We start from the raw sequence: 24,659 nt of genomic DNA on the forward strand, positions 1-24,659 counted from the left end.
ATGTCTCACATGCTGATTGACTATTACAAGGCGATTGAAGACAGCAGCGCCAAGATGCTGGAGGCTGCCAAGCTCAAGGATTGGGATGGTGTGGTGCGCTATGAAGGCGCCTGTGCAGTGCTGATCGAGCAACTGCGCTTCAAGTCGCAAGAGCACGAATTGCTGCCTGAGCACCGCCGTGAGAAGACCCGCATCATGCAGCGCATCCTGCGCAACGATGCGCAGATCCGCTGCCTGGCAGAGCCCTGGCTTGCGCAGTTCGAGCATCTGTTCGAGGGGCAGCCCCAGATGATGCACTGAGTGCGGGCCGCGCAACACGCCCGGGGCTGCTGTGTGCGGCAGCGGCCTAGCGGTCAAAGATGGTTGCTTGTCAGGGCTGGGATTGCCGGATTAGCGGTGCACCCGGGTGAGGGGGTGTCGTCCAGTGGGATGCCAAAGTGCGCGGTGCTGAACCTGTCGCCACTTCGACCGCCAAGCGTCTCTGGGTCAAAAAGATGCACTAAACGTGCCTGAGGCGCTAGTGCAGCATGTCTTTGCTGCTATCAAAAATATAGTTTCTTGTGTTGGCACAGCGCAGTGCCACACGGCTGCCCCGTTGAGAACGGGGCCTTCATACTTCGCCAGCAGCTCACACCTGCATGTTCATGATGTCGGTGTACGCCTGCACCATGCGATTGCGCACGTGCAGTGTGGCTTGAAAGCCGATTTGCGCCTTCTGGATAGCCACCATGGTCTCTTCCAGACTCACGGAGGGGTTTTCCATTTGCACCTCCTTTTGCATCTCGGAAGATTTGTTCTGCGCGGCACTCACTGATTGCAATGCGCCCTTGAGCGCGCCGGAGAAGCCGACTTCATTGCCCGTGGTTTGCGGCGCTGCAGCACGGCGCGCGACGCCAGCGCCCGTCAGCGGGGCGGTTGAGCTGGAGATGCGAAGGTCCATGGCGGTATCCGTAGGGGAATGGCGGTATGCTGCGTATCCTAGCTACCGGCCCAGGATGCATCGCTCTGAATAGATGGCCAAACGGACGGCTTATCCAGCGAACATTTTGGAGGCGTGACCGAATAATCGACCCCACGCTAGGTCTGTTGCAGGGCCTGCTTTAATGGAAAGCAAGATGTCTGCTGTTGCTGAAGTCCCTCTCAATCCGCTCCCGACGCCGGCCAGTCCCAACTGGCTGCAGCGGCTGTCCGCCCTCGACCGGGCGCAGCGCATGCGGCTGGGTGCGGGCGTGGCGCTGCTGGTGGCTGCTGCCGTTGCGGCCATCGTGATGGGGCGCCAACCCGACTACCGGGTACTGTTTTCCAATCTGGGCGACAAGGATGGCGGGGCCGTGGTGGCGCAGCTGTCCCAAATGAATGTGCCCTACAAGTATTCCGAGGGTGGTGGCGCCATCCTGATCCCAGCGGAGCGCGTGCATGACGTGCGTCTGCGACTGGCCACTCAGGGCCTGCCCAAGGGCTCCGTCGCAGGTTTTGAGCTGATGGAGTCCAACAAATTCGGGATGACGCAGTTTCAGGAGCGCCTGAACTTCCAGCGCGGGCTGGAGGGGGAGCTCACCCGGTCCATTCAAGCCTTGTCGTCCGTGCAAAGTGCCCGTGTGCACCTGGCCTTGCCCAACCAGAACGGATTTTTCCGTGAGCAGCAAAAGCCGTCGGCCTCGGTACTGGTGAGCCTGCACCCCGGCCGCATTCTGGACCGTGCCCAACTCGCGGGCATCGTGCATCTGGTGGCTTCCAGCGTGCCGGAACTGGCGCCGTCAGCCGTGAGTGTGCTGGATGACACGGGCAAGCTGTTGTCCCAATCGCCCGACACCACGGCCGGTGCTGAAATCAATGCCCAGCAGCTCTTGTATGTGCAGCAGCTGGAGCAGCAGTATTCGCGCCGCATCATGGACATTCTGGAGCCCGTGGTCGGCCGTGACAACGTCAAGGCGCAGGTGACGGCTGAGGTGGACTTCTCCCAGACCGAGTCCACCTCCGAGCAATTCCGCCCCAACCAGACGCCAGACTCCAGCGCCGTACGCAGCCAGCAGGTGCTGGAAAGCCGTGGCAGCGCGACGAAGACCGCCACGGGTGTGCCCGGTGCGGTTGCCAATCAGCCTCCCGCTCCGTCTGCAGCGCCCATCAATGGCGCCAACCCTGCGCCCAACGCGGGCGGCCAACAGGGGACTGAGGAGCAGTCCAACAAGCGCGAGTCCACCACCAACTATGAAGTGGACAAGACGGTGAAAGTGGTCCGTGGCAGTACAGGCGCAGTCAAGCGGCTGAGTGCTGCGGTCGTGGTCAACTACCAGTCGGCCGAGGACAAGGGCAAGACCGTGACCAAGGCGCTGACGCCCGAGCAGATCGAGCAGATGACGGCGCTGGTGCGTGAAACCATTGGCTTCAATCGCGAACGCGGTGATTCGGTGAATCTGATGAATACGCCGTTCCAGGTGACCGCAGTGCCCACCACAGACACCCCGCTTTGGAAGCAGCCTGAGGTGGTTGATCTGGCCAAGACCTTTGCCTGGCCCGTAGGTGCGGTTCTGTTTGCTGCCCTGGTGCTGATGGGGCTGGTGCGTCCTGCGCTCAAGGGCCCAGCGCCGGCCAAGGCCGGTGCCGCCAAGCCGGTGGCAGGTGGACAGCTGGACGCGCTGGAGGCAGAAACACCCGAGCGCCCGGCATTGGCAGCGCCCGCCCGCAAGGACGAAGTGTTGCCCGCGACCCCCGAGCAGCTGCGCCTGGAAGATGCGCGTACGCTGGCCAAGGAGAATCCGGTCGCGGTCGCCAATATTCTCAAGACCTGGCTGAATGGCGAGCCCGTTTAGTCGCCGCTACCGCTACCGATTGCACGGACCACGACCATGGACGACCAAGGACTCCACGATGCCGCCATCATGCTGATGTCCCTCGGCGAGGAAGAGGCGGCCGAGGTGTTCAAGCATTTCTCGCCCAAAGAGGTGCAGAAGCTGGGCGAGACCATCGCGCGCATGCGCTCGGTGTCGCGCGAAAAGGTGGACGAGGTCATCAACAAATTCTCCAACGCGGCCGCAGCGCAAAGCCTGTTGGTATCCGACACCGGCAATTACGTGCGCGCTGTGCTCAAGCGCGCGCTCGGCGATGACAAGGCGGGACTGCTGATCGACCGGATCTTGCAGGGCGGAGATGTCTCGGGCATTGAGAGTCTCAAGTGGATGGATCCGCTGTCAGTGGCTGAACTGCTGCGTAACGAGCACCCGCAGATCGTTGCTGCCATCCTGGTACATCTGGACAGCGACCAGGCCTCGGGCATCCTGATGCACCTGACGGATCGCCAGCGTAGCGAAATTCTGTTGCGTGTGGCCACGCTCGAAGGTATCCAGCCGACAGCCCTCAAGGACCTGAACGAAGTGCTTTTCAAGGTGCTGGCGGGCGGGGACAAGATCCGCAAGAGTTCGCTGGGCGGCGTCAAGGCTGCCGCAGAGATCATCAACTTGCTGGGCGGCAACATGGACGCCGTGGTGCTCGAATCCATCCGGGGCTACGACCCTGACCTGGCGCAGAAGATCATGGACAAGATGTTCGTGTTCGAGGATGTTCTCAAGCTGGACGACAAGGCCATTCAAACGGTACTCAAGGAAGTGGCATCCGAAACCCTCATCGTGGCTCTCAAGGGCGCAGTGCCCGAACTGCGCGAAAAATTCCTTTCCAACATGTCTTCGCGTGCAGCCGACGCGCTGCGCGAAGACCTCGAATCGCGCGGCCCGATGCGGCTGTCCGAGGTCGAGGCGCAGCAGAAGGAAATCCTCAAGACGGTGCGTCGCCTGTCTGACGAAGGCCAGATCGTGATCGGAGGCGGTGGTGATGATGCCTTCGTCTAACCAGCGGTCCTATTCGCGGTTCATTCCCAGCGAGGAAGTCGGCGACTTCAAGCAGTGGAAGTTTGCCGCCGTAGACGGCTCCGATCTGGTCGAGCCAGAGCCCGAGCCGGAACCTGTGGCGGAGCTGCCCGTCGAGCTGGATGAAGCGGCACAGCAGGCGCTTGTCCAGCAGGCTTGCGACGATGCGTATGCAGAGGGCTTTGCCCAAGGGCAGGCGCAGACGGCGCTCGAGTGGCAGCGCCGCATGGATGAATACATTGCCCAGCAGGGACAAGAGGCGGCACAGCGCATGCAAAGCGTGCTGCAGACACTGGAAGCCAGCCTGATCGACATGCAGCAGCACATGGCGCAGCAGGTGCTGGAGCTGGCGTGTGACATCGCGCGCCAGGTGGTGCGCCAGGAACTGTCGGTCAATCCCAATGCCTTGTTGCCAGTGGTGCGGGAGGCCGTGGGCATGCTGGTCACTGAGGGGCGGCCCGCCACCGTCCGGCTCAACCCGGAGGATATGGAGGCCATGGCCCAGCCTCTGCGCGAAGAGATCAATGCGCCTGGCGTGCAGTGGATGGCGGATGCCGCTGTGCCTGCTGGCGGCTGCATGGTGGAGTCGGCGGGCACGGTCGTTGATGGCAGCATCGACAAGCGGTGGCAGCGTGCCATTGCGTCGCTGGGGCTGCAGTCACCCTGGGACGACGAGACGCTTGGGGATGGCGATGACCGTCGACCTTGACTCTGCCTGGACCCGCTTCATGGACGACGCGCGCGAGCGCGTGGCCGAAGGCGCGCCGTTGGAGACGCGGGGTACGCTGACCCGACTGACGGGACTGGTGCTGGAGGCGGTGGGGATCCGCGTGCCTGTGGGGTCGCAGTGCATGGTGCAAATGCCAGGGCACGCGCCGGTGTTGGCTGAGGTCGTCGGGTTTTCTGCCGACCGTGCGTTTTTAATGCCGGCGGGCGATATCCATGGGCTGTCCAGTGGCGCGAGTGTGGTGCCGGCTGCGCCATACATCCCCATGCCTCGCTTGGGCGAGCCTCCACGGCCCGTACAACGCGCCGGGGTGCTTCGTTTGCCCATGGGCGACGGCTTGTTGGGCCGCGTGGTGGATGCGCAAGGCCTGCCCCTCGACCATGGTGGACCGGTGCAGGATGTCGTGTCGGAGCCCATGGGGCGGCGGCAGATCAATGCCATGGATCGGGATCCGGTGCGTGAGCCCTTGGATACTGGCGTGCGCGCCATCAATGCCTTGCTGACCGTGGGGCGGGGTCAGCGTCTGGGGCTGTTTGCAGGCTCCGGGGTGGGTAAGAGTGTGCTGCTGGGCATGATGGCACGCTACACCCAGGCCGATGTGATTGTGGTGGGGCTCATTGGGGAGCGGGGGCGCGAAGTCAAGGAGTTTGTGGAAGACATCCTGGGCAAGGAAGGCCGCGCACGGTCCGTGGTGGTGGCTGCACCTGCCGACGCGCCTCCGTTGTTGCGCATGCAGGGGGCGGCCTACGCGACTGCGGTGGCGGAGCATTTTCGCGACAAAGGGCAGCATGTGCTGCTGCTCATGGATTCACTGACCCGCTATGCAATGGCGCAGCGGGAAATTGCCCTGGCCATCGGCGAGCCGCCAGCAACCAAAGGGTATCCGCCGTCCTGTTTTGCAAAGCTGCCGCAGCTGGTCGAGCGCAGCGGCAACGGCCTGCATGGTGTCGGCTCCATCACAGCGTTTTATACGGTGCTATCGGAAGGTGATGACCAGCAGGACCCGATCGCGGATGCTGCCCGTGCCATTCTGGATGGGCACATTGTGTTGTCACGTGCCCTGGCTGAGACCGGGCATTTCCCGGCCATCGACATTGAGCAATCTGCATCGCGGGTGATGCACAACGTGGTGTCTCGCGGGCATTTTGACCTGGCGCGGCGGTTTCGTGCGGTGTATTCGCGCTACCAGAAGAGCCGGGATCTGGTGCAGGTGGGGGCCTATATGAGCGGCTCCGACCCGGCATTGGACGAGGCTATCCGCCTGCAGCCACAGATGGCGGGTTTTCTGCAGCAGGACATGTACGAGGCGGCCTCCATGGACCACAGCGTAGCCGCCATGGCGGCGGTGCTGGACCATTGACGACGGACAAGGGAAGCCATCATGTCCAACCTCAACGCCCTCTCTGTCGCAGTCGAAGTGGCCTCTCGCAAGCGGGACGATGCCCGCAAGGTGCTGCAGGACACGCTGGCTGCCGAGCAGGCAGCACGTGCCCAGCTCGATCAGCTGGAAGACTACGCCCGTGAAACCGAGTCACGCTGGGGCATGAAGGCAGATACGGCCATGCAGCCCGAAGTGATGTACCACCACTACCACTTCATGGACAGGCTGGGTCATGCGGCCAGCATCCAGACCAGTGTGGTGGGGGACCAGTCTGCGCGGGTGCAAGCTGCCCAGCGCGCTCTGTTAGCTGCAGAGCTGCGTTTGGCCAGTCTGCGCAAGGTGGTAGACAAGCGACGCAACGACCTCGCCCTGCAGCAACAGCGCAGGGACCAAAAACAGACCGATGAACGCGCCGCGCTGCAGTATCGCAACGCGGGCCAGGAGAATTGAACATGGAACCGACCAAAGTAGCCTCCTCGCAGGGCACCCAGCCCGCCCACACGACTCGCGCCAAATCATCGGCCCAGCCTGCTGCCGCAGACGCTAGCGATCCTGCGGCTGGGGGTGGTTTTTTGGCTTTGCTGGCGGCGTTGGGGGGCGGGGCAGAGGAGAGTACGCTGGGCGATACTTCGGGTGATACTCTTTTATCGTCAGTGGACTACGGCACTGATGCAGCGTCATTGTCTGCGGCAGACACTTCTGCCGTGGCCGCATGGCAAGGACTGTTTGCTCCAACACAAAGCCGGAATGAGGTTGGAACGTTCAACGGACAGACTGCCTTGGGAGCCTCCCAGTCCTCCAACCTGGGTTTCGGGGGAATCGCAGCAGTGGGACAGTCAGGTGCGCAAGGGTCTATGGTTTCCCCGGGAACTGCGCTCAACGACATGTTGCTGGGAGGCATCCCTCAAGGTTTGGTTGCCGAGACGGCGAAGCTGGATGCATCCGCCGATCTCAAAGAGGGGTCTCCGCAAGGGGCCTTGACCGGCTTCGGACGTAACTTTTCGCGTATGCAGAGCGCTAGCGCTCAACGAGGCAGTGGCATGGGTGCGGTCGATGCACCCATGGGCTCACCCACGCTGGGGGGCTCTGCTGCGCGTTCCAACGCCGTGCATGGTTTCTCCGCCACACAGGTTGCCTCCGCCGGAGAGCGGGCTTTCGCAGGCGTGAGTGCTGACGTTACCTTCGATCGGTCAAGGCTTGCACAGTCAAATCCTGCCACAGGTACGGAGGCGGCAGTGCCTCTCGCCGACGGTCTACTGGCTTCTGCTGGGGCGTTACATGCTTCAGAGTCATCGGCTGGCGGGCGTTCCAATGGCGATGGCGCGGGGGCTGGCGGCGCTTGGTCTGAAGGTGCGTCAGGGGGAGGGGCTGTTGAGTCGGGCAACTTCACCGATGCAACGGTCTTTGCAGAACCTAACGCTTTGGGTGCAGAAGAGCAGGTGGCCGAGCAGGTGGCCTACTGGGTGAACCAGAAGACCCAGAACGCGGAGTTGACGCTGCAGCGTGATGGTCAGCCGGTGGAGGTGGCTGTGTCTCTGTCGGGCAACGAAGCGCACGTTTCATTCCGCAGCGACCAGCAGCAGACGCGGGAGCTGCTGGACCAGAGCATGGCGCAGTTGAGTGATCTGTTGCGCAGTGAGGGTTTGGTGTTGTCTGGCATGTCGGTGGGCACATCGGCACGCGACCGTGCCGGTGGTGGCGAGGCGGGGCAGCAGCGGCCTCGCGACGGGGCACGCCAGGCGCAGGTGGTATCTGCTGTGCCTGCTGGCACAGCCTCGCTGGCGCGCGGTGGTGGGGCGACAGACCGGGCCGTGGACGTCTTCGTCTGATTCTGCGGGGTGATGTGGGCGGTCTGTAGTTCTGCTCCCGTCTCCGCAGTCCAGGCGAGCGCGGTGAATGCCATGGTTTTGGGCTTTTATTCTGGCTATTATTGGTTACACCCCCGACCCATAATGGGCCAACAGGTTGCGCTTGCACTTTGATAGCGTCCGTTCTGCCTGTTCCCTATCGCAAGGAATTCCATTGTGTCAGCCAATACTCCCGCAGCAGCCGCACCCGCCAAAAGCAAGAAGATGCTGTTGATCATCATCGGCGTGGTGGTGGCTGTGCTAGTGATCGGAGGGGGCGCAGCAGCATGGTTCATCTCCAGTCGGTCGCATGCCGCTGAGGACGAAGAGAGCGGCGGTGCACCTGCGGCTCACAAGGAGGCGCCTAAGGTAGCCCCCACCTTCCTGCCCCTGGAAAACATGGTGGTCAATCTGGCTGATCCCGGCGGTGATCGCTTTGCGCAGATCGGCATTACGTTGGAGCTGGAGGATGCAAAGACTGCAGAACAGGTGAAGCAGTACCTGCCGTCGATCCGCAGTGGAATCCTGATGCTGGTGTCGCAACGCACGTCCACGGAGCTGCTGCAGCGCGAGGGCAAGGAAAAGCTCGCTACCGACGTCTTGCGCGAAGTCTCGCGCCCTCTGGGCTACTCGGTGCCGTCAGAGCGTGAGCGTGCAAAGGCTGCCGCCGCCGCTGAGCAGGACGGAGATGGAGAGGAACGCCCCGCCGCGCGCAAGCGCACAGAGCGCAATCCTGTGCGCAAGGTGCTCTTTTCGAGCTTCATCATCCAATGAGCCAGCCGGGTAAGGACCAGCCATGAGTGATTCATTTCTTTCGCAGGAAGAGGTCGATGCCCTTCTGGAAGGGGTCACTGGCGAGAGCCAGAAGTCCGTTGAGGAAGTGGCTGAGGCGGGGTCGGTACGCAATTACGACATCTCCAGCCAGGAGCGCATCGTCCGTGGCCGCATGCCGACGATGGAAATCGTCAACGAGCGGTTTGCACGCAACTTCCGCATTGGGCTCTTCAACTTCATCCGCCGCAGTCCTGAAATTTCGGTGGGGACTGTGTCGGTGCAACGCTACAGTGCTTTCCTGCGAGAGCTAGCGGTGCCGACGAACTTCAACATCGTGGCGATCCGCCCCCTGCGAGGCAGCGGACTCATCGTCTGTGAGCCTTCGCTGGTCTTCGGCATCATTGACACCCTCTATGGCGGGGTCGGTAAGTTCCAGACCCGCATTGAAGGGCGTGATTTTTCGCCTACCGAGCAGCGTGTCATCAACCGGCTCGTAGATGTGATCTGCGCGGAGTACAAGAAGGCGTGGCAGGGGATCTATCCGCTGGAGCTGGAATACCAGCGCTCGGAAATGCAACCCCAGTTCGCCAACATTGCTACGCCCAGCGAGATCGTGGTGTCCACGGCCTTTCAGCTGGAAATTGGCGACCTGTCGGGTGCCATCCATATATGCATGCCTTATGCAACGCTGGAGCCGATCCGCGATGTACTGTATTCGTCCACGCAGGGCGATTCCATTGAGGTGGACCGCCGTTGGGTGAACGTGCTCAAGCGTGAAATCCAATCCGCAGAGGTTACGTTGGTGGCGGAGCTGGCGAAGGCCGATGCCACCGTGGAGCAACTGCTGGCCATGAAACCGGGTGACTTCATCGAACTGGACCGCGAGCCCCGTATCCGTGCATCGATCGGAGGGGTTCCCATTTTTGAATGCCAGTATGGAACCCACAATTCCAAGTACGCCATCCGCATTGAAGAGTGCCTGCGCACTTCGGACATGAGTTGGCTGGGAGAGAAGAATGGCAACTGAAGAAGACAACAAGGACGCAGGCGCGGATGACCCGTTTGCGGGTTGGGCCGAGGCGCTTGAAGAGCAGAAGCGGACGGACGAAAAACCGGCGGACGCAGAGCAGGGCGGGCCACTTTCCGGCGAGCCCGTGCGACCATTTTCCGGTGCTGCGAGTGGTGATACCGTCAACGACATCAACATGGTGCTGGATATTCCGGTGCAGCTGTCGGTGGAGTTGGGGCGCACCAAAGTGCCCATCAAGTACATCCTTCAACTGGCACAAGGTTCGGTGGTGGAGCTGGATGCACTGGCAGGCGAGCCCATGGATGTGCTGGTCAATGGCTACCTTATCGCCCAAGGCGAAGTGGTGGTGGTCAATGACAAGTTTGGTATCCGCCTGACCGATGTGGTCACGCCGTCGGAACGTTTGCGGCGGGTGAGCCGTGGATAGTGGGAGCATGACCCAGACGCTGCTGGTCGTGGTGCTTTTTGTGGGCGCCATGGCTTTGCTTCCCTGGGCTGTGCGCCGGCTGCAGCAGCGCCAGTCCTCCGGGACGCTGGCTGCCGGGGTGGCGTCACGCGTGGTGTCTGCAGTGGCCGTCGGCCCTCAACAGCGGGTAGTGACGGTGGAAGTCGGCCCTGAACATGCGCGTACTTGGCTGGTGCTGGGCGTCACCGCTCAACAGGTCAGTTGCCTCCACGTGCTACCAGTGGCGGCCAAGGGGGCTGGGGACGCCGTGAACGTTTCACTGCCGACAGAACCATCGTTTGCTCACGAGATGCGAGCTGCGTCCGCTGATTCTGGAAAGTCCGCGCATGTCTGAGCTCGCATCCTTGCTTCCAAGGCTCGTAGCGCGAACAGCTGGGCGTGCTTTGCCTTGGGCCGTTGCTGTTGCCAGCGTGGTAGCGCATGGCTCCGCTTGGGCTCAAAGTCCGGGCGCATTGCCACTGGTTGTTGGCAGTGGGCCATCTGGCGCCAGCTACTCGGTACCCATTCAGACACTGCTGTTTTTCACGGCGTTGTCTTTTTTGCCCGCTGTGCTGCTGATGATGACGGGCTTTACACGGATTGTGATTGTGCTGTCCTTGCTGCGTCAGGCCTTGGGGACGCAATCGGCTCCTCCCAATCAGGTCATCATCGGGCTGTCACTGTTCCTGACCTTTTTTGTCATGGGCCCGACGCTGGACCGTGTGTACCAGGACGCTTACGTTCCCTATACCAACAACACCATCAGCTTCGAACAGGCGCTGGACAGGGCAGAGGCGCCGATGCGCAGCTTCATGCTCAAGCAGACGCGGCAATCTGACTTTGCGCTGTTTTCCAGGCTGGCACGTCTTGATCCCAAAGTGACGGCTGAGACGGCGCCCATCCGTGTGCTGGTGCCGGCCTTTGTGACCAGCGAGCTCAAATCGGCGTTTCAGATCGGGTTCATGATTTTCATCCCGTTTCTTGTCATCGACATGGTGGTGTCCAGCATCCTCATGTCCCTGGGCATGATGATGTTGTCCCCGGTGTTGGTGGCATTGCCGTTCAAGCTGATGCTGTTTGTGCTGGCAGACGGCTGGAACCTGCTGATCGGCTCATTGGCCGCCAGCTTCGTCACCTAGAGGATTCCGCCATGACTTCACAAATGGTGCTGACCATTGGGCGTGACGCCCTCACCCTGCTGCTGATGATTTCCATGCCAGTGCTGGGGGTGGTCATGGCGGTGGGCTTGTTGGTCAGTATTTTTCAGGCTGTCACGCAGATCCATGAAGCAACGCTGGCGTTTGTGCCCAAGCTGATTGCGGCCATGGTCGTTTTTGCGATTGCTGGGCCTTGGATGCTCAGTACCCTGGTGGACTTCATCCGCCGGACAATCGAATCGATCCCGTCGATGATTGGATAGCACATGCCAATCTGGGCACTTGGCGGCCTCAGGACAATGCTGGGCTGCTGGAGTCAGCGACGAGCACTGGGGGCGGCCGTGCCTTGGCCGTCAATGCGCCCCGGCCTCGCCGGTGGAGGAGGGGCGTGATCACCTTCTCCGAAGCTCAGATCATGGCATGGCTGTCTCCCATTCTGTGGCCCTTTTTGCGCGTGCTGGCATTGTTTTCCGTGGCCCCAGTGTTCTCCATGCGGGTCGTGCCCATGCGCGTAAAAATCGGTCTCGCTTTCCTTGTGGCCTTGTGTGCGCAAGGTGTTCTGGGCGAGCAGCCTGTCATCAGCGTGAACGGCCGTGAGGCGCTGGGCACGGTGGCGCAGCAGGTGGCTGTGGGGCTGGCGATCGGCTTTTCGGTTCGCTTGGTGTTCACAGCCGTTGAGCTGGCTGGTGAAATCATTGGCCTGCAGATGGGGCTCAACTTTGCATCGTTCTTTGACCCCACCTCCAACGGTCAGATCAGCGCCGTGGCCCGGTTTTTTGGCCACATGTCCATGCTGCTCTTCATTGTCATCAATGGCCATTTGTTGATATTGATGGCCGTGGTCAAAAGTTTTGACCGCTTTCCAGTCGATGGAAATTTTCTGCAGGCGTTGGGACAGATGCGGTTGTATGAGTTGGGTGCTTCGCTCTTTTCCAGCGCGCTCTGGATTGCCATGCCCATGATTGCGCTGCTCTTGTTCGTCAACCTGACCATGGGCATCATCTCGCGTGTGGCGCCGCAAATGAATATCTATGCGGTGGGTTTCCCAGTCACGCTCACGGTGGGGATGCTGGGCATAGCGGCAACGTTGCCGATGCTGGAGCAACCGGTGTTGGCGTTGATGCAACAAGCCGTGGATCTGTTCTCTGTTGGCAGGTAGGGCCGTTAGTTACACCAGCTGATTGCGGATGGCGTAAACGGTGAGTTCAGCATTGTTCGAAAGCTTCAATTTTTCGAGAACCCGTGAGCGGTACACACTCACGGTTTTAGGACTCAGCATCAATTCATCGGCAATGTCAGACAGGCGCCGCCCCGATGCAATCTTGACCAGGGTTTGCAGCTCTCGTTCGGAAAGCGCCGCATGGGGCACCTCCGGCGTGGGTTGAGCCAGGCTGTCCGCAAGCATCTGGGCCACTTCGGCAGTGAGGTACTTGCGCCCCTGCATCACCGTGCGCACTGCCGCAATCAGCTCCACCGGATCGCCGGCCTTGTTGGCGTAGCCTTGGGCTCCCGCCTTGAGGCAGCGCAGCGCGTATTGATCCTCGGGGTACATCGAAACCACCAGCACCCGGATGGTCGAGTGGGTCTCGCGCAGGCTGGCCAGTACTTCCAGGCCGCTGCGTCCGGGCATGCTCAGGTCCAGCAGCAGCACATCACAGGCAGCCGTGCGCAGAACTTCACGCAGCTCAGAGTACCCGCCCGCTTCGCCGGTCACCTGAATGTCCGGTGCTTCGGCGAGTGTGTCGCGAATGCCGCGCCGCAATACGGCATGGTCGTCGCACAAGACGACATGGATCACTGGGCATCTCCTGGAGCGGATTTTGAAGGAGATGGTAACGGGACGGACAGAATGACCGACGTGCCCTTGCCCGGCCGACTGCTGATGTCCAGCCATCCCCCTACGGTGCGTGCACGCTCTTGAAGGCCCTTGAGGCCGAAGGCTTTTGGTTTGTCGCGAACTGTGGAATCCATGCCACGGCCATTGTCCGCGACCTCCAGGGTCAGTACCCCTTCCTTGTCAGACAGTTCAATGTCCACCTTGCTGGGCTGCGCGTGCTTGGAGATATTGGTCAATGCTTCTTGGGCAGTACGGTATGCCACCAATTGAATGTCGGTGGGTATATCGATGGTTTCGCTGCTGCTCTGCATCCTTGTGGTGATGCCCGTCCTGCGCTCAAAGCCCGTGGCCAGCCACTGGACAGCCGCCACCAGCCCTTGTTCCAGGATGGGTGGGCGCAGGTTCATCATGATGCGCTGGCTGGCGCCGATCGCGTGTTGCAGCATGTCCACCGCAGAGGTGGCATGCTCTTGCATGGCAGGATCGGTACTGTGGCGCCCTATCCAGGCTACGTCAAAGCGTACTGCGGTCAGTGCGCCACCAATGTCGTCGTGGATCTCGCGAGCGATGGCGGCCCGCTCATGCTCGATGGAGGTCTGCAGATGCTCGGCCAGCTCGGCCAAGCGGCGTTGCGACGTGGCCAGCTCGGCAATAGCCTGCTCGCGCGCGTTGCGTGCTTCGTGCACTTCCAGGGTGCGGGCAATTACATGCGGGAGGCGCTGGATATCGTCCTTGAGCAGATAGTCCGCTACCCCGAGCCGCATCGCGTCAACCGCTGCAGGCTCGCCAATGGCACCTGAAAGCAGCACAAAAGGTGGGTGATGCGGTTTTTGCGCCACATGGGCCCAGGCATCCAATGCGGTGAAGCCTGGCAGGCGGTAATCTGCCAGGATGATGTCAAAGTGGCCGCCGTCTGTCAGTCTTTGGAATTCAGAAAGGGTGTCAACCCGCTGGAGGTGGCAACGGAGCCCTGATCGGCGCAACGCACGCGCTGCCAATTCGTGATCGGCCGGTGAATCTTCAAGATGGAGGATTTCAAGGGTCTGGTCTGGTGTTGCAGGGCCCATAGGAGCGCTATCATAGGATACAAATTGGAACAAACAAGGGTGTTTGTCCGGTTGGGATGGTTTGTGCGTCAGCGTCCAATGGGCGCGGATGCTCCGGTTTGCTCGGGGGCCTTGGCAGGTTACTGATGCAAGTATCGTAGTCCTGTGTATTTGCGTGTTTTGCTGCTACGTGCTGCTATGGAGAAACGATGCAATCTACGCTAACAACGCCTGGAGGACCTGCTGTCCAGGTTCCCGTCATGGTGGCGGCAGAGCTGCAGGACTCTTTGTTGGTCGTGATGCACGACTTGCACCGCCTGGAAGGCTTGCTGAACCACGCCACCGACAACCTGCTGGAGCGGTTTGGAGAGGCAAACGCCATGTTGACAGATGCTGTAGTGGCGGACTCCCCGGAGTTGGTGGCCGCGCGTACGGCGTTGCGCAGCGCAGTGACTGAGCTGCAGTTCCAGGACATGGCCTCCCAACTGATATGGCACACCACCAAGGTGCTGCAGGGCTGTGCCTTCCGGCTGGCCTCGGAAGCCATGGGGCATGAAGAAGGTGAAGATGCCGCGCCCTTTGCGGAGATGGCGCCCGACAGGCCGAACCCTGTCACCCAAAGCGAGATGGATGCAGGTTCTGTGGACCTGTTTTGACGTTCACATCACTGGTTACCTTATATATTCAAGTCAGTTGGAGCCATACATGCAATCGATCCTTGCCGTTGATGATTCACCTTCCATGCGCAAAATGGTGTCGTTCACCCTCACTGGTGCCGGCTATCACGTCGTGGAGGCAGTGGATGGGCAAGATGCCCTCGAAAAGGCTGAGACGCACAACATTGACCTGGTGCTGGCAGATCAGAACATGCCACGTCTTGATGGCATTGGCCTGACCCGCAAACTGCGCGAGCATCCCAAATTCAAGACCATTCCCATCCTGATCCTGACGACGGAGTCGAGCGATCAGATGAAGCAGGCGGGCCGCACAGCGGGTGCCACGGGATGGCTGGTAAAACCTTTTGATCCGAATCGCCTGATCGAAGTCATCCAGAAAGTGATCCGCTGAGCCGGGTTGACTGAGATCATTTAGTACACAGGAGCCCACCATGGCGGAAACCTACCAAGAAGGATCAGGTGCAGGCGCTGACTTCGACCTCAGCCAGTTTTATCAGATCTTTTTCGAGGAAGCGGGTGAAAACCTCGACCAGATGGAGCAGATGCTCCTGAATCTGGACCTGAGCAGTGCCAACGACGAAGAGCTCAACGGCATCTTCCGCTGCGCTCACTCGATCAAGGGAGGTTCTGCCACCTTCGGGTTTTCTGACGTGGCCGAGCTGACCCATCAGATGGAGTCCCTGCTCGACCGTCTGCGCCGGCATGAGCTGCAGCCCATCCCTCAGATGGTGGACGTCCTGCTGGAGTCAGCGGATGCTTCGCGCAGCCTGCTGGCACGGCATCAGGCGGGTGGACAAGGTGAGGCGGTTTCCACCACCTCCTTGGTTCGCCGAATCAGCGACCTGGCGGCAGGCTTGGTGCCCGGCGATGCTGCGTCTGCGGTCGTAGCGCCGCCTCCTCCTGCACCCGCGCCGGTGGCAGCAGCCCCGGCTCCTGCGCCGAAGGTTTCTGCGCCTGTTGTGCCAGGGCAGCCGCGGCAGCTGGAAATCCAGATCGGGCCACTGGACCGCCCCGAGCAGGCCGACGCGATCAAAGAATTGTTCCGAGACATTCCCGGTTTGGGGTCGATCCGCGATGTCCCGGGCAGCCAGGCCAATACGCGGGTCTTTGCGGTGGAAACGACGTCCACCAACGATGATCTGTTGGACCTGTTTGCGTTCCATGTTTCCAAGGAGCAGGTGCTGATTCGTGATGCTGCCGCTCCAGGTGACGCGGCCGCGGCAGATGCAGACGACGAGCCGGTGGTTGCCGTGGATACCTCCGGGGGCGAAGCGCCTTATGGATTCTTCAACGGCGCACCCGGAGCACCCCATGGTGAGGCTGCGGCGGCTGCCCATGCGCCTGTCGCGCAAGCTCCCAAAGCTGCGCCCAAGGCGAGCGCCGAGCCCAAGGTGGCGATGCAGGCGCAGATGGAGTCCACCACCATCCGCGTGGATGTGAAGAAGGTCGATCAACTGATCAACCTGGTGGGTGAGTTGGTGATCACGCAGGCCATGTTGGCGCAGAACAGCCGGGGCCTCGATGCTGGGGCCTACCAGCAATTGCTGGCCGGGTTGGCAGATCTGGATCGCAACACGCGCGACCTCCAAGAGTCGGTGATGTCGATCCGCATGATTCCAATGTCCATCGTTTTCAGCCGCTTCCCGCGCATGCTGCGCGATCTGGCGAACAAGCTGGGCAAGAAGGTGGAGCTGGTGACCCTGGGTGAAGCCACCGAACTGGACAAGGGCTTGGTCGAAAAGATCACCGACCCGCTGACCCACTTGGTGCGTAACAGCTGCGACCACGGTATTGAAATGCCTGCCGATCGTCTCGCCAAGGGCAAATCCGAGCACGGCACCATCACCTTGTCGGCGTCGCACCAAGGTGGGTCGATCGTGATCGAGGTGCGTGACGATGGTCGTGGCCTGTCGCGCGAGAAGATCCTCAGCAAGGCCCAGGAGCGCGGTATCGAGGTGTCTGATCAGATGAGCGATGCCGATGTCTGGCAGCTGATTTTTGCTCCAGGCTTCTCCACGGCCGATGAGGTGACCGATGTGTCAGGCCGTGGGGTCGGCATGGACGTGGTCAAACGCAATATCGCAGCGCTCAACGGCTCGGTAGAGATCGATTCTGCAGAGGGCTACGGCATGAAGGTGTCCGTTCGCCTACCGCTGACGCTCGCCATCATGGATGGCATGTCGGTGGGGGTGGGCGAAGAGGTTTACATCCTTCCCTTGTCGTCGGTGGTGGAATCGTTCCAGGTCAATGCGGACGATGTCAGCACCGTGGCGCAAGGCTCGCAGCTGGTCAAGGTGCGCGACGAATACATGCCTGTCATCGCGCTGGAGAAGATCTTCCAGGTTCCGCGCTTTGATCTCAACAAATCCAGCAACATCATGGTTGTGGTCGAGGCTGACGGAAGCCGTGTGGCCTTGCTGGTGGATGAGTTGCTCGGCCAGCACCAGGTGGTCGTCAAGAATCTGGAATCGAACTATCGCAAGGTGCCCAATGTGTCGGGCGCCACCATTTTGGGTGACGGCACCGTGGCCTTGATTTTGGACACGGGTGGCTTGGTGCGTCGGGCGCGCCACTAGATACAGGTGCGGGCGCCCCTGGGGGCGCTGCGCCGCCATGAAAGGAGAATGCACCATGAGTGTGATCGGTAAAACTGCAGACGCTGCACCAACGGGTGCTCGTGAATATCTGACGTTCCGCCTCGACCAGGAAGAGTACGGCATCGACATCCTGAAGGTGCAGGAAATCCGGGGCTACGAACCTCCCACCCGCATTGCGAACGCGCCAGACTTCATCAAGGGCGTGGTCAATTTGCGCGGCACGATTGTTCCCATCGTGGACATGCGCATTAAGTTCAACTGTGCGCAGGCGGACTACAACAGTTTCACTGTGGTCATCATCCTCAACCTGCGCAACCGTGTGGTGGGCATTGTGGTGGATTCGGTGAGCGATGTGATGGAGTTGACGCCAGAGAGCATCCGTTCGGCCCCTGATATCGAGAGTGCGATCGACAACAGCTGCATCTTGGGCTTGGGGTCCGTGGGCGAGCGCATGCTGATCTTGCTGGATATTGAAAAGCTCATGTCCAGCGTGGACATGGGCTTGGTGACCGCCAACGAATAAGGCGTAGCAGTCAGCAGCCAGTGGTGGCGCAGGCGCATGTCAGGCTGTGAGCTGTGCTCACAGACCTTTTGGAGCGAACAGGACTTCCCCTCGGACGATCAATATGGCCCAAACCACCAGTGCTTCGGCGTCAGTCCGGTCAGGCCCAGCCCGGGTAGATCCTGCGTATGCCGCAGCCGCAGCGCCCTCTGGCCCTCTGGCCCAGGGGCGAGAATTTGTCTGGACCAATGCAGACTTTGCCCGTGTGCAGGCGCTGATCTATCAGCGCGCTGGCATCAGCTTGCATGATGGCAAACACGCCATGGTGTACAGCCGCCTGTCGCGGCGGCTGCGCGACACGGGGCACACCAGCTTTCACGACTACCTGAGCTGGCTGGAGAACCATGACGGGCCGGAGTGGCAGGAGTTCGTGAATGCGCTGACCACCAACCTCACGGCATTCTTTCGCGAGCAGCATCATTTCGAGATTTTCGCGTCGCACCTGCGCTCCAAGCCATCCGCCAACTGGCGGGTTTGGTGCAACGCTGCCTCCACGGGCGAAGAGCCTTACTCCATCGTGATCACCGCGTTGGAGGCGCTCGGCGCCAACGCATCTTTCAAACTGACAGCCAGCGACATTGATTCGCGCGTGCTGGCCACCGCGGCGCAGGGCGTGTACCGGCTCGACGGTGTGAAGGGCTTGAGCCCTGAGCGCTTGCAGAAATTCTTTCTCAAAGGCAAAGGCGGGAACGCGGGCATGGTCCGCGCCAAGCCGGAGTTGCGGCGCGCCATCGACTTCATGAGTGTGAATCTCATCCGCGACGATTGGCCATTCAAGGAGCCCTTTGACGTGGTTTTCTGCCGTAATGTGATGATTTACTTTGATGCCCCTACACAGCGGCGCGTGTTGGAAAGAATCCACCGCGTGCTCAAGCCGGGTGGCATGTTGTTTGTGGGGCACGCCGAGAACTTCAGCGAGTCCAAAGACCTGTTCACCCTGCGTGGCAAGACGGTGTACGAGCGCCGCTGACCTGTCCATGTTGTCCTGCACATTGCAACCATGACCAACATTCAAACAGGTTCATCCCCTTCCAATGCTACTGCTGTGCCCGGCAGTTCCGAAAGGCGCCGCGCTCCGCGTATTGCGCCGCTGAGTGCCGATATCTACAGCTCTGGCAACGGGCCCGCGCGCGAGTCGTCGCTGCAGGAGCTCAAGGCCCGCAGCCGCAAGCCAGGAGAGGCCTCGTTTTTTTACCTTGATCACCACTTCCAGCACAACGCGGTGAAGGTGCTGCCTGGTGAGTATTTCGTGTCGGATGAGAACATGGTCATCATGACCGTGCTCGGCTCATGCATCGCTGCCTGCCTGTGGGACAGCCGCGCACGTGTGGGAGGAATGAACCATTTCATGCTGCCGGACGGCGATCTGGCGGACGCATCCGGGCGTTATGGTTCCTACGCGATGGAGCTGTTGATCAATGAAATGCTCAAGCTCGGTGCACGCCGTGAAACCATGCAGGCCAAGATTTTTGGTGGGGCCCAGGTGATGCACAACTTCACCACCATGAATGTGGGTGAGCGCAACACGAATTTTGTGTTGAACTATTTGCACACTGAGCGCATTCCGATCGTCTCCGAGGACGTGCTCGACATCTATCCGCGCAAGGTGGTTTTCTTTCCAGTGACTGGCAAAGCGATGGTGAAACGGTTGGCGCATGCCCATCCCGAAGCCCTCGTGGCCCAGGAGGTTCGTGGCAACGCGGCCACTGTTGCCAAGACCACGTCGGGTGGTTCTGTGGATCTGTTTTGATAAAGGTTTGAGTTAATGAGCAGGAAAATCCGGGTGATCGTGGTGGACGATTCGGCGCTGGTCCGGAGTCTGCTGTCAGAGATCATCAACCGCCAGCGGGACATGGAGTGCATTGGCACGGCCAACGACCCTCTGGTGGCGCGCGAGATGATTCGCGAATTGGATCCGGATGTCATCACCCTGGACGTTGAAATGCCACGCATGGACGGCATTGATTTTCTGGGGCGCTTGATGCGTCTGCGGCCCACTCCGGTAGTGATGATCTCCACGCTGACCGAGCGTGGCGCGGAGGTCACCATGAAGGCCCTGGAGTTGGGCGCCGTCGACTTTGTGGCCAAACCGCGTGTGGGGCTGGCCAGCGGGCTCAACGATTTGGCGGCACAGATTGTGGACAAGATCCGCGTTGCTGCCGTCGCACAAGTGCGCCGCGCCCCTGTGCGTGATGCAGGCCCAGCCTCCAGTGTTGTGGGGGGCACTCCTTTGCCCCACGCCGTACCCGCAGCTGGTCTGCTGGGTCGCCTTTCCACTGAAAAGCTCATCTGCATTGGGGCGTCCACCGGTGGTACCGAAGCCATCAAGGAGGTGCTGGTCCAGATGCCTGCGGATTCGCCCGCGATCGTGATCACCCAGCACATGCCTCCCGGGTTCACTACCAGTTTTGCGGCCCGTTTGAACGGGTTGTGCCAGATCACCGTCAAGGAGGCGGTGAATGGCGAGCGGATTCTGCCCGGCCATGCCTACATCGCACCGGGCGGCACACAGTTCCATGTGGCGCGCAGTGGCGCCAACTATGTGGCGGTGGTGGACGATGGCCCTCCGGTCAATCGCCACAAGCCCTCGGTCGAGGTACTCTTCAAGTCCGCAGCGGCGGTGGTGGGGCGCAACGCGTTTGGCATCATGCTCACGGGCATGGGCAACGATGGCGCTGTTGCCATGCGGGAGATGAAAGACGCCGGCAGCTACAACTATGTGCAGGATGAGGCGACCTGCATCGTGTTTGGCATGCCGCGGGAAGCCATTGCCCACGGTGCCGCCGACGAGGTGCTGCCGCTGGGGCAGATTGCTCCTGCCTTGATTGCCCGGTTGCGCGGAACAACGGACCGCCTGCACCACCGGATTTAAGGGCGATTACCGAGCCCTGGCGGCGGGCCTTCACCATGTGTGTCCCCGCCAGAGCCTCGCGCCATGAACCGGTTTGGCGCCTATTCAGAGAGTGCTGTCCAGCGCTCCAACGCGGTCATCAGCTCCTCGTCGATGGCGGCTGCTCGGCTTGTCATGGCTGCCGCGCGTGTGGGGTCGGTACCAAAGAGTGAGCCGTCGGAAAGTGCGTCTTGAAGGGATTTCTGTTCCGTCTCTAGTGCACTGATCAGACCAGGCAGTTGATCCAGTTCGCGCTGCTCTTTGTAACTCAGCTTCTTTTTTGATAGCTGTGCAGGCTTATTTGATGTGCGCTCCGGCGTGCTTTGATCTGAAACTTCCGGTGTAGGTGGTTTGGAGGACGTTGCAGCAGCAGCTTGCAGTGACCGACTGCGTTTGGATTGGAGCAACCAGTCTTGTACGCCGCCTTCGTACTCGCGCCACAGGCCGTTGCCTTCAAAAGCGAGGGTGCTGGTCACCACGTTGTCGAGAAAGGTGCGGTCGTGGCTGACCAAGAACACCGTGCCTTCGTAGTTTTCGAGCAATTCCTCCAGCAGGTCCAGGGTGTCAATGTCCAGGTCGTTCGTGGGCTCATCCAGCACCAGCACATTGGCCGGTCGGGCGAACAGCCGGGCGAGCAGCAGGCGGTTGCGTTCCCCGCCGGACAGCGACCGCACTGGGGAGTGCGCGCGCGCGGGGGAGAACAGAAAGTCGCTCAGATAGCTCTTGACGTGTTTGCGCTGATTGCCGATCTCGATCCATTCGCTGCCAGGGCTGATGAAGTCTTCCAATGTGGCGTCGAGGTTGACAGCGTGGCGCATCTGGTCAAAGTAGGCTACTTGCAGGTTCGCTCCCTGCCGGATGGTGCCCTTGTCGGCCTGCAGTTCGCCCAAGATAATCTTGAGCAGCGTGGTTTTACCGGCGCCGTTCGGGCCGATCAAGCCCACTTTGTCCCCGCGCAGTATCGTCCCGGAGAAATTGTGAACGATGGTTTTGTCGCCGAAGGCTTTGCTCACTCCTTGCAGTTCCGCCACGATCTTGCCCTGGTAGCCGTTGGAGCTTCCGGTGGCGACATCCATGCGCACACTGCCAACGACCTCACGGCGAGCCTCCCGCCGGGCGCGTAACTGTTCCAAGCGGCTGATACGGCTCTGGCTGCGGGTGCGGCGCGCTTCCACACCACGCCGAATCCAGATTTCTTCTTGTGCCAGGAGCTTGTCGGCCTTGGCGGCGATCACTGCCTCCTGCGCCAACTGCTCTTCTTTCTGAATCTGGTATTGAGCAAAGTTACCGGGGTAGGAGCGCAATTGACCGCGGTCCAACTCCACGATGCGGGTGGCCACACGGTCAAGGAACGACCGGTCGTGGGTGATGGTCACGACGCTGCCCGGAAAGTCCAGCAGCAGGTCTTCCAGCCACTCGATGGAGTCCAGATCCAGGTGGTTGGTGGGTTCGTCGAGCAGCAACACGTCAGGGCGTGCCACCAGCGCCTGCGCCAGCGCCACGCGTTTTTTGGTGCCGCCAGAGAGTGCTCCGACCACGGCTTCCGGGTCGAGATGCAACCTCTGCAGGGTTTCTTCTACACGCTGCTCCCAGTTCCAGGCGTCGTAGGCCTCGATCTCCGATTGCAATGCATCCAGATCCAGTCCATCCGCCCCCGAGAGGTATTGATCGCGGATAGCGATCACGCGTTGCAGGCCTTCGGAGGCTGCCTTGAAAATGGTGGCATCGGGGTCTAACGTCGGCTCCTGTGCGACGAAGGCAATGCGTACCCCCTGCTGAACTTGCAAAGAGCCATCATCCGGCTTGGCAAGTCCTCCCAGGATTTTGAGAAGGGAAGACTTTCCCGCGCCATTGCGGCCAATCAGGCCAACCCGCTCAGCGGTCTCCAGGGAAAAGCCGGCGTGATCCAGCAGTGCAACATGCCCAAATGCGAGTTGGGCGTCCAGTAAGGTGATAAGTGCCATAGAGCGGGATTATCCGTGTCGCGCTCTGGCGGGATTTTTTGCGCCAGTCACATGATGGAGTGACAGCCGGTCGGGCGTAACTTTGATTGGCGGAAAATTCCGCGATCAGTTGCGCAGCGATTTCTTCAGAACCTGTCGCGCCCCTGCAAGCGTGCAAGGACGCGCAGGTCTTCCCCGATCCTGTCTACCGTATGGAAGCTGAGGGCATGTGCCTCGGCAAGTGTCGCCAAGGGAGCTATCTGGGCCAATCCCATTCCCTCGCCCATCAGCTTGGGGGCGAGATAGACCAGTAGTTCATCGACCAGTCCTTCGCGCAGCAGCGAGCCATTGAGCTTGTAACCTGCTTCCACGTGCAGTTCATTGATCTCCCTGCGCCCGAGGTCTTGCACCATCGCAGGTAAGTCCACCTTGCCGGCACTATTCGGCATTGTGATTACGGTGGCGCCAAGGGCTTCGAGCGCTCTGCGTTTTTTCTCGTGTGCAAAGGCTGTGTAGATATAGACCGACCGGTTCGCTGCGAAAAGCAAGGCATCCAGAGGAACAGCTAGCTCGCTATCCACCAAAACGAGTGCGGGTTGCCGATCGGTGGGTACATCCCGCACATCCAGTCGTGGGTTATCTGCGAGTACGGTCCCGATGCCGGTCAACACCGCGCAAGCCCTTGCGCGCCATGCATGTCCGTCGGTACGAGCGGCGGGACCGGTGATCCATTGGCTTGCTCCATTGGGCAAGGCGGTCACACCGTCGAGCGAGGCGGCTGCTTTCATGCGGACCCAGGGCGTTTTTCGAATCATCCGACTGAAAAATCCCAGGTTCAGCTCCCTGGATGCTTCCGCTCCTTGCCCTACCTCTACAGCTACCCCCGCCGCACGCAGGCGCGCAAACCCATTGCCCGCCACTGCGGGGTTGGGGTCGGCAATCGATGCGACGACCTTGGCGATACCTGCCTTAGTGAGTGCATCGCAGCAAGGACCCGTACGTCCATGGTGTGAGCAAGGTTCTAGCGTGACGTAGGCGGTAGCACCTTGAGGGGAATAGCCTCTCTGCTCTGCGTCGCGCAGAGCCATCACCTCCGCATGTGGCCCCCCCGCGCGCTGGGTGGACCCCTGGCCAATGATAGTGCCGTCGTGGTCGACGAGCACGCAGCCCACGCGGGGGTTGGGCGATGTCCTGTAGAGAGCCTCATGGGCAAGATCCAATGCCGCCTTGGTGTAATCCGTCATGGTTGGTGTCGATGAAAAAGCGACTGGTACGGGTTGTAGTCACAGCAGCTTACGCGACGTTCGCGAGATGGCTGTTGACGCAATGCTTATGGAGACCGCCAGAAAGAGCGTGGCTTTCCTGTTCCTGGATGCCTTGGAGGCCGCGGTGACGGGCCTGCGGGACTGAATCTCTAATCGCATGAGCGGGGCTGAGACGGGCAACCTCCTGGGTTTACCCTGCTGCCTGTTGTAAACCGTGCTATAGTCGAGGGCTTCGCTACTGAGACCTGAGTGCAAAAGTGTTGGGGTCGATGGGGTGGTTTGTGGTGGTGCTTAGGTGCTGCGGCAGATGACCCGGAAGGTCGGCGAAGAAAGTTTGGTTTTGTCTTCTTGGTGGTTAAAAACCGGTATAGAATACAAGGCTTCGCTCGGTGGAGATGGTTGCCGCGAATTGCAGGTGATCGTTGAAGCGGGGTGAAAAAGAAAGCAAAAGTTTGACAGTTCTTAAAAAACTGTGCTAGAATTCAAGGCTTCGCTGATCGCAGCGAGGTTTGCAAAACGAAGAAGATTTTGGTCTGATTTGTTTTGTTGGGATCCTTAAAAATATACAGCCGATAAGCGTGGGCGTTTGATGGCGAGTGCCAAGTTCTTTGGAACTAGTGC

The 24,659-nt window shown here is 60.6% G+C and carries 27 protein-coding genes; 22 read left to right on the forward strand and 5 right to left on the reverse strand.

Going from position 1 to position 24,659, the window contains the following annotated elements:
• Entirely contained in the window at nt 1-300 is a 300-nt protein-coding gene (locus ATF69_RS20720; RefSeq protein ID WP_007860919.1) for a flagellar protein FliT, read from the forward strand.
• Nucleotides 301-628: 328 nt separating this feature from the next.
• Here ATF69_RS20720 and fliE read toward each other — a convergent pair whose 3' ends face one another.
• A complete protein-coding gene (gene fliE, locus ATF69_RS20725) occupies nt 629-940 on the reverse strand; it encodes a flagellar hook-basal body complex protein FliE (protein ID WP_056065729.1) in 312 nt (103 codons plus the stop codon).
• Nucleotides 941-1,115: 175 nt separating this feature from the next.
• Here fliE and fliF point away from each other — a divergent pair, with 175 nt between their 5' ends.
• The 13 genes from fliF to fliR all read left to right on the forward strand — a co-directional run bounded on the left by fliF (nt 1,116) and on the right by fliR (nt 12,380).
• Complete coding sequence (gene fliF, locus ATF69_RS20730) at nt 1,116-2,810, forward strand: flagellar basal-body MS-ring/collar protein FliF (protein WP_146872125.1); 1,695 nt, start codon at nt 1,116-1,118, stop codon at nt 2,808-2,810.
• A 36-nt stretch (nt 2,811-2,846) separates the two neighbouring features.
• Nucleotides 2,847-3,842: a flagellar motor switch protein FliG gene (fliG, locus tag ATF69_RS20735; protein WP_056065732.1), complete on the forward strand. Its 996-nt coding sequence runs from the start codon at nt 2,847-2,849 to the stop codon at nt 3,840-3,842.
• On the forward strand, nt 3,829-4,569 hold the full coding sequence (locus tag ATF69_RS20740) for a FliH/SctL family protein (RefSeq protein WP_146872149.1): 741 nt from the start codon (nt 3,829-3,831) through the stop codon (nt 4,567-4,569). Before fliG ends, ATF69_RS20740 begins: the two co-directional genes overlap by 14 nt.
• Nucleotides 4,553-5,947 (forward strand): flagellar protein export ATPase FliI, encoded by a 1,395-nt coding sequence (gene fliI / locus ATF69_RS20745; RefSeq protein WP_146872126.1) that lies wholly within the window; start codon nt 4,553-4,555, stop codon nt 5,945-5,947. The genes ATF69_RS20740 and fliI overlap by 17 nt, the downstream gene beginning before the upstream one ends.
• Nucleotides 5,948-5,968: 21 nt before the next feature.
• Complete coding sequence (locus ATF69_RS20750) at nt 5,969-6,418, forward strand: flagellar export protein FliJ (RefSeq protein ID WP_146872127.1); 450 nt, start codon at nt 5,969-5,971, stop codon at nt 6,416-6,418.
• 971 nt (nt 6,419-7,389) lie between these two features.
• Nucleotides 7,390-7,797, forward strand: coding sequence for a flagellar hook-length control protein FliK (locus ATF69_RS23350; RefSeq protein ID WP_244303779.1), 408 nt, complete (start codon nt 7,390-7,392; stop codon nt 7,795-7,797).
• A 195-nt stretch (nt 7,798-7,992) separates the two neighbouring features.
• Nucleotides 7,993-8,589, forward strand: a complete 597-nt coding sequence (locus ATF69_RS20760) for a flagellar basal body-associated FliL family protein (RefSeq protein ID WP_146872128.1) — start codon at nt 7,993-7,995, stop codon at nt 8,587-8,589.
• A 22-nt stretch (nt 8,590-8,611) separates the two neighbouring features.
• Nucleotides 8,612-9,616 (forward strand): flagellar motor switch protein FliM, encoded by a 1,005-nt coding sequence (fliM, locus tag ATF69_RS20765; protein WP_056065744.1) that lies wholly within the window; start codon nt 8,612-8,614, stop codon nt 9,614-9,616.
• Nucleotides 9,606-10,046, forward strand: a complete 441-nt coding sequence (gene fliN / locus ATF69_RS20770) for a flagellar motor switch protein FliN (protein WP_099729186.1) — start codon at nt 9,606-9,608, stop codon at nt 10,044-10,046. Before fliM ends, fliN begins: the two co-directional genes overlap by 11 nt.
• Before the next feature lie 7 nt (nt 10,047-10,053).
• Entirely contained in the window at nt 10,054-10,419 is a 366-nt protein-coding gene (locus tag ATF69_RS20775; RefSeq protein ID WP_056065746.1) for a FliO/MopB family protein, read from the forward strand.
• Nucleotides 10,412-11,203 carry a flagellar type III secretion system pore protein FliP gene (gene fliP / locus ATF69_RS20780; protein WP_208758755.1) on the forward strand — a complete coding sequence of 264 codons (792 nt, stop codon included), beginning with the start codon at nt 10,412-10,414 and terminating at the stop codon, nt 11,201-11,203. The genes ATF69_RS20775 and fliP overlap by 8 nt, the downstream gene beginning before the upstream one ends.
• Before the next feature lie 11 nt (nt 11,204-11,214).
• The gene (gene fliQ / locus ATF69_RS20785) at nt 11,215-11,484 is read left to right on the forward strand and encodes a flagellar biosynthesis protein FliQ (protein WP_015015801.1); all 270 of its coding nucleotides are present in this window, start codon (nt 11,215-11,217) and stop codon (nt 11,482-11,484) included.
• A 125-nt stretch (nt 11,485-11,609) separates the two neighbouring features.
• Nucleotides 11,610-12,380, forward strand: a complete 771-nt coding sequence (fliR, locus tag ATF69_RS20790) for a flagellar biosynthetic protein FliR (protein WP_056065753.1) — start codon at nt 11,610-11,612, stop codon at nt 12,378-12,380.
• Between the two features lie 9 nt (nt 12,381-12,389).
• On the opposite strand, the gene ATF69_RS20795 is transcribed toward fliR, so the two are convergent.
• Nucleotides 12,390-13,019, reverse strand: a complete 630-nt coding sequence (locus ATF69_RS20795) for a response regulator (RefSeq protein ID WP_146872129.1) — start codon at nt 13,017-13,019, stop codon at nt 12,390-12,392.
• On the reverse strand, nt 13,016-14,125 hold the full coding sequence (locus ATF69_RS20800) for a hybrid sensor histidine kinase/response regulator (RefSeq protein ID WP_146872130.1): 1,110 nt from the start codon (nt 14,123-14,125) through the stop codon (nt 13,016-13,018). Before ATF69_RS20800 ends, ATF69_RS20795 begins: the two co-directional genes overlap by 4 nt.
• Before the next feature lie 188 nt (nt 14,126-14,313).
• Here ATF69_RS20800 and ATF69_RS20805 point away from each other — a divergent pair, with 188 nt between their 5' ends.
• From ATF69_RS20805 to ATF69_RS20835, 7 genes are all read left to right on the forward strand, one after another.
• Complete coding sequence (locus ATF69_RS20805) at nt 14,314-14,760, forward strand: hypothetical protein (protein ID WP_056065760.1); 447 nt, start codon at nt 14,314-14,316, stop codon at nt 14,758-14,760.
• 49 nt (nt 14,761-14,809) lie between these two features.
• Nucleotides 14,810-15,172, forward strand: a complete 363-nt coding sequence (locus ATF69_RS20810; RefSeq protein ID WP_015015796.1) for a response regulator — start codon at nt 14,810-14,812, stop codon at nt 15,170-15,172.
• Between the two features lie 40 nt (nt 15,173-15,212).
• Nucleotides 15,213-17,357 (forward strand): chemotaxis protein CheA, encoded by a 2,145-nt coding sequence (locus ATF69_RS20815; protein ID WP_146872131.1) that lies wholly within the window; start codon nt 15,213-15,215, stop codon nt 17,355-17,357.
• Between the two features lie 55 nt (nt 17,358-17,412).
• Nucleotides 17,413-17,901, forward strand: coding sequence for a chemotaxis protein CheW (locus ATF69_RS20820; RefSeq protein WP_015015794.1), 489 nt, complete (start codon nt 17,413-17,415; stop codon nt 17,899-17,901).
• A 103-nt stretch (nt 17,902-18,004) separates the two neighbouring features.
• Nucleotides 18,005-18,910: a CheR family methyltransferase gene (locus ATF69_RS20825; protein ID WP_099729192.1), complete on the forward strand. Its 906-nt coding sequence runs from the start codon at nt 18,005-18,007 to the stop codon at nt 18,908-18,910.
• A gap of 30 nt (nt 18,911-18,940) precedes the next feature.
• Nucleotides 18,941-19,690, forward strand: coding sequence for a chemoreceptor glutamine deamidase CheD (gene cheD / locus ATF69_RS20830; protein ID WP_146872132.1), 750 nt, complete (start codon nt 18,941-18,943; stop codon nt 19,688-19,690).
• 15 nt (nt 19,691-19,705) lie between these two features.
• Entirely contained in the window at nt 19,706-20,812 is a 1,107-nt protein-coding gene (locus ATF69_RS20835; protein WP_099729194.1) for a protein-glutamate methylesterase/protein-glutamine glutaminase, read from the forward strand.
• Nucleotides 20,813-20,892: 80 nt separating this feature from the next.
• Here ATF69_RS20835 and ATF69_RS20840 read toward each other — a convergent pair whose 3' ends face one another.
• Complete coding sequence (locus tag ATF69_RS20840) at nt 20,893-22,794, reverse strand: ATP-binding cassette domain-containing protein (RefSeq protein ID WP_146872133.1); 1,902 nt, start codon at nt 22,792-22,794, stop codon at nt 20,893-20,895.
• A gap of 125 nt (nt 22,795-22,919) precedes the next feature.
• Entirely contained in the window at nt 22,920-24,017 is a 1,098-nt protein-coding gene (ribD, locus tag ATF69_RS20845; RefSeq protein WP_146872134.1) for a bifunctional diaminohydroxyphosphoribosylaminopyrimidine deaminase/5-amino-6-(5-phosphoribosylamino)uracil reductase RibD, read from the reverse strand.
• Nucleotides 24,018-24,345: 328 nt separating this feature from the next.
• On the opposite strand from ribD, the gene ATF69_RS23440 reads away from it, so the two are divergent.
• On the forward strand, nt 24,346-24,474 hold the full coding sequence (locus tag ATF69_RS23440) for a hypothetical protein (protein ID WP_280179010.1): 129 nt from the start codon (nt 24,346-24,348) through the stop codon (nt 24,472-24,474).
• The last annotated feature ends 185 nt before the right edge of the window (nt 24,475-24,659 follow it).

Origin of the sequence: Acidovorax delafieldii, from assembly GCF_007993815.1 — a bacterium.
GTDB classification, from domain to species: domain Bacteria; phylum Pseudomonadota; class Gammaproteobacteria; order Burkholderiales; family Burkholderiaceae_C; genus Acidovorax; species Acidovorax delafieldii.

Bases quoted from the DNA above. Each gene is read 5' to 3' on its own strand.
- ATF69_RS20775 (WP_056065746.1), top strand. From the start codon at position 10,054: ATGACCCAGACGCTGCTGGTCGTGGTGCTTTTTGTGGGCGCCATGGCT.
- ATF69_RS20825 (WP_099729192.1), top strand. From the start codon at position 18,005: ATGGCCCAAACCACCAGTGCTTCGGCGTCAGTCCGGTCAGGCCCAGCC.
- ATF69_RS20750 (WP_146872127.1), top strand. From the start codon at position 5,969: ATGTCCAACCTCAACGCCCTCTCTGTCGCAGTCGAAGTGGCCTCTCGC.
- fliG (WP_056065732.1), top strand. From the start codon at position 2,847: ATGGACGACCAAGGACTCCACGATGCCGCCATCATGCTGATGTCCCTC.
- fliN (WP_099729186.1), top strand. From the start codon at position 9,606: ATGGCAACTGAAGAAGACAACAAGGACGCAGGCGCGGATGACCCGTTT.
- fliM (WP_056065744.1), top strand. From the start codon at position 8,612: ATGAGTGATTCATTTCTTTCGCAGGAAGAGGTCGATGCCCTTCTGGAA.
- fliP (WP_208758755.1), top strand. From the start codon at position 10,412: ATGTCTGAGCTCGCATCCTTGCTTCCAAGGCTCGTAGCGCGAACAGCT.
- fliE (WP_056065729.1), bottom strand. From the start codon at position 940: ATGGACCTTCGCATCTCCAGCTCAACCGCCCCGCTGACGGGCGCTGGC.
- ATF69_RS20820 (WP_015015794.1), top strand. From the start codon at position 17,413: ATGAGTGTGATCGGTAAAACTGCAGACGCTGCACCAACGGGTGCTCGT.
- ATF69_RS20805 (WP_056065760.1), top strand. From the start codon at position 14,314: ATGCAATCTACGCTAACAACGCCTGGAGGACCTGCTGTCCAGGTTCCC.
- ATF69_RS20835 (WP_099729194.1), top strand. From the start codon at position 19,706: ATGAGCAGGAAAATCCGGGTGATCGTGGTGGACGATTCGGCGCTGGTC.
- fliF (WP_146872125.1), top strand. From the start codon at position 1,116: ATGTCTGCTGTTGCTGAAGTCCCTCTCAATCCGCTCCCGACGCCGGCC.
- ATF69_RS23440 (WP_280179010.1), top strand. From the start codon at position 24,346: ATGACCCGGAAGGTCGGCGAAGAAAGTTTGGTTTTGTCTTCTTGGTGG.
- ATF69_RS20800 (WP_146872130.1), bottom strand. From the start codon at position 14,125: ATGGGCCCTGCAACACCAGACCAGACCCTTGAAATCCTCCATCTTGAA.
- ATF69_RS20720 (WP_007860919.1), top strand. From the start codon at position 1: ATGTCTCACATGCTGATTGACTATTACAAGGCGATTGAAGACAGCAGC.
- cheD (WP_146872132.1), top strand. From the start codon at position 18,941: ATGACCAACATTCAAACAGGTTCATCCCCTTCCAATGCTACTGCTGTG.
- fliI (WP_146872126.1), top strand. From the start codon at position 4,553: ATGACCGTCGACCTTGACTCTGCCTGGACCCGCTTCATGGACGACGCG.
- ribD (WP_146872134.1), bottom strand. From the start codon at position 24,017: ATGACGGATTACACCAAGGCGGCATTGGATCTTGCCCATGAGGCTCTC.
- ATF69_RS20815 (WP_146872131.1), top strand. From the start codon at position 15,213: ATGGCGGAAACCTACCAAGAAGGATCAGGTGCAGGCGCTGACTTCGAC.
- ATF69_RS20840 (WP_146872133.1), bottom strand. From the start codon at position 22,794: ATGGCACTTATCACCTTACTGGACGCCCAACTCGCATTTGGGCATGTT.
- ATF69_RS20810 (WP_015015796.1), top strand. From the start codon at position 14,810: ATGCAATCGATCCTTGCCGTTGATGATTCACCTTCCATGCGCAAAATG.
- fliQ (WP_015015801.1), top strand. From the start codon at position 11,215: ATGACTTCACAAATGGTGCTGACCATTGGGCGTGACGCCCTCACCCTG.
- ATF69_RS20740 (WP_146872149.1), top strand. From the start codon at position 3,829: ATGCCTTCGTCTAACCAGCGGTCCTATTCGCGGTTCATTCCCAGCGAG.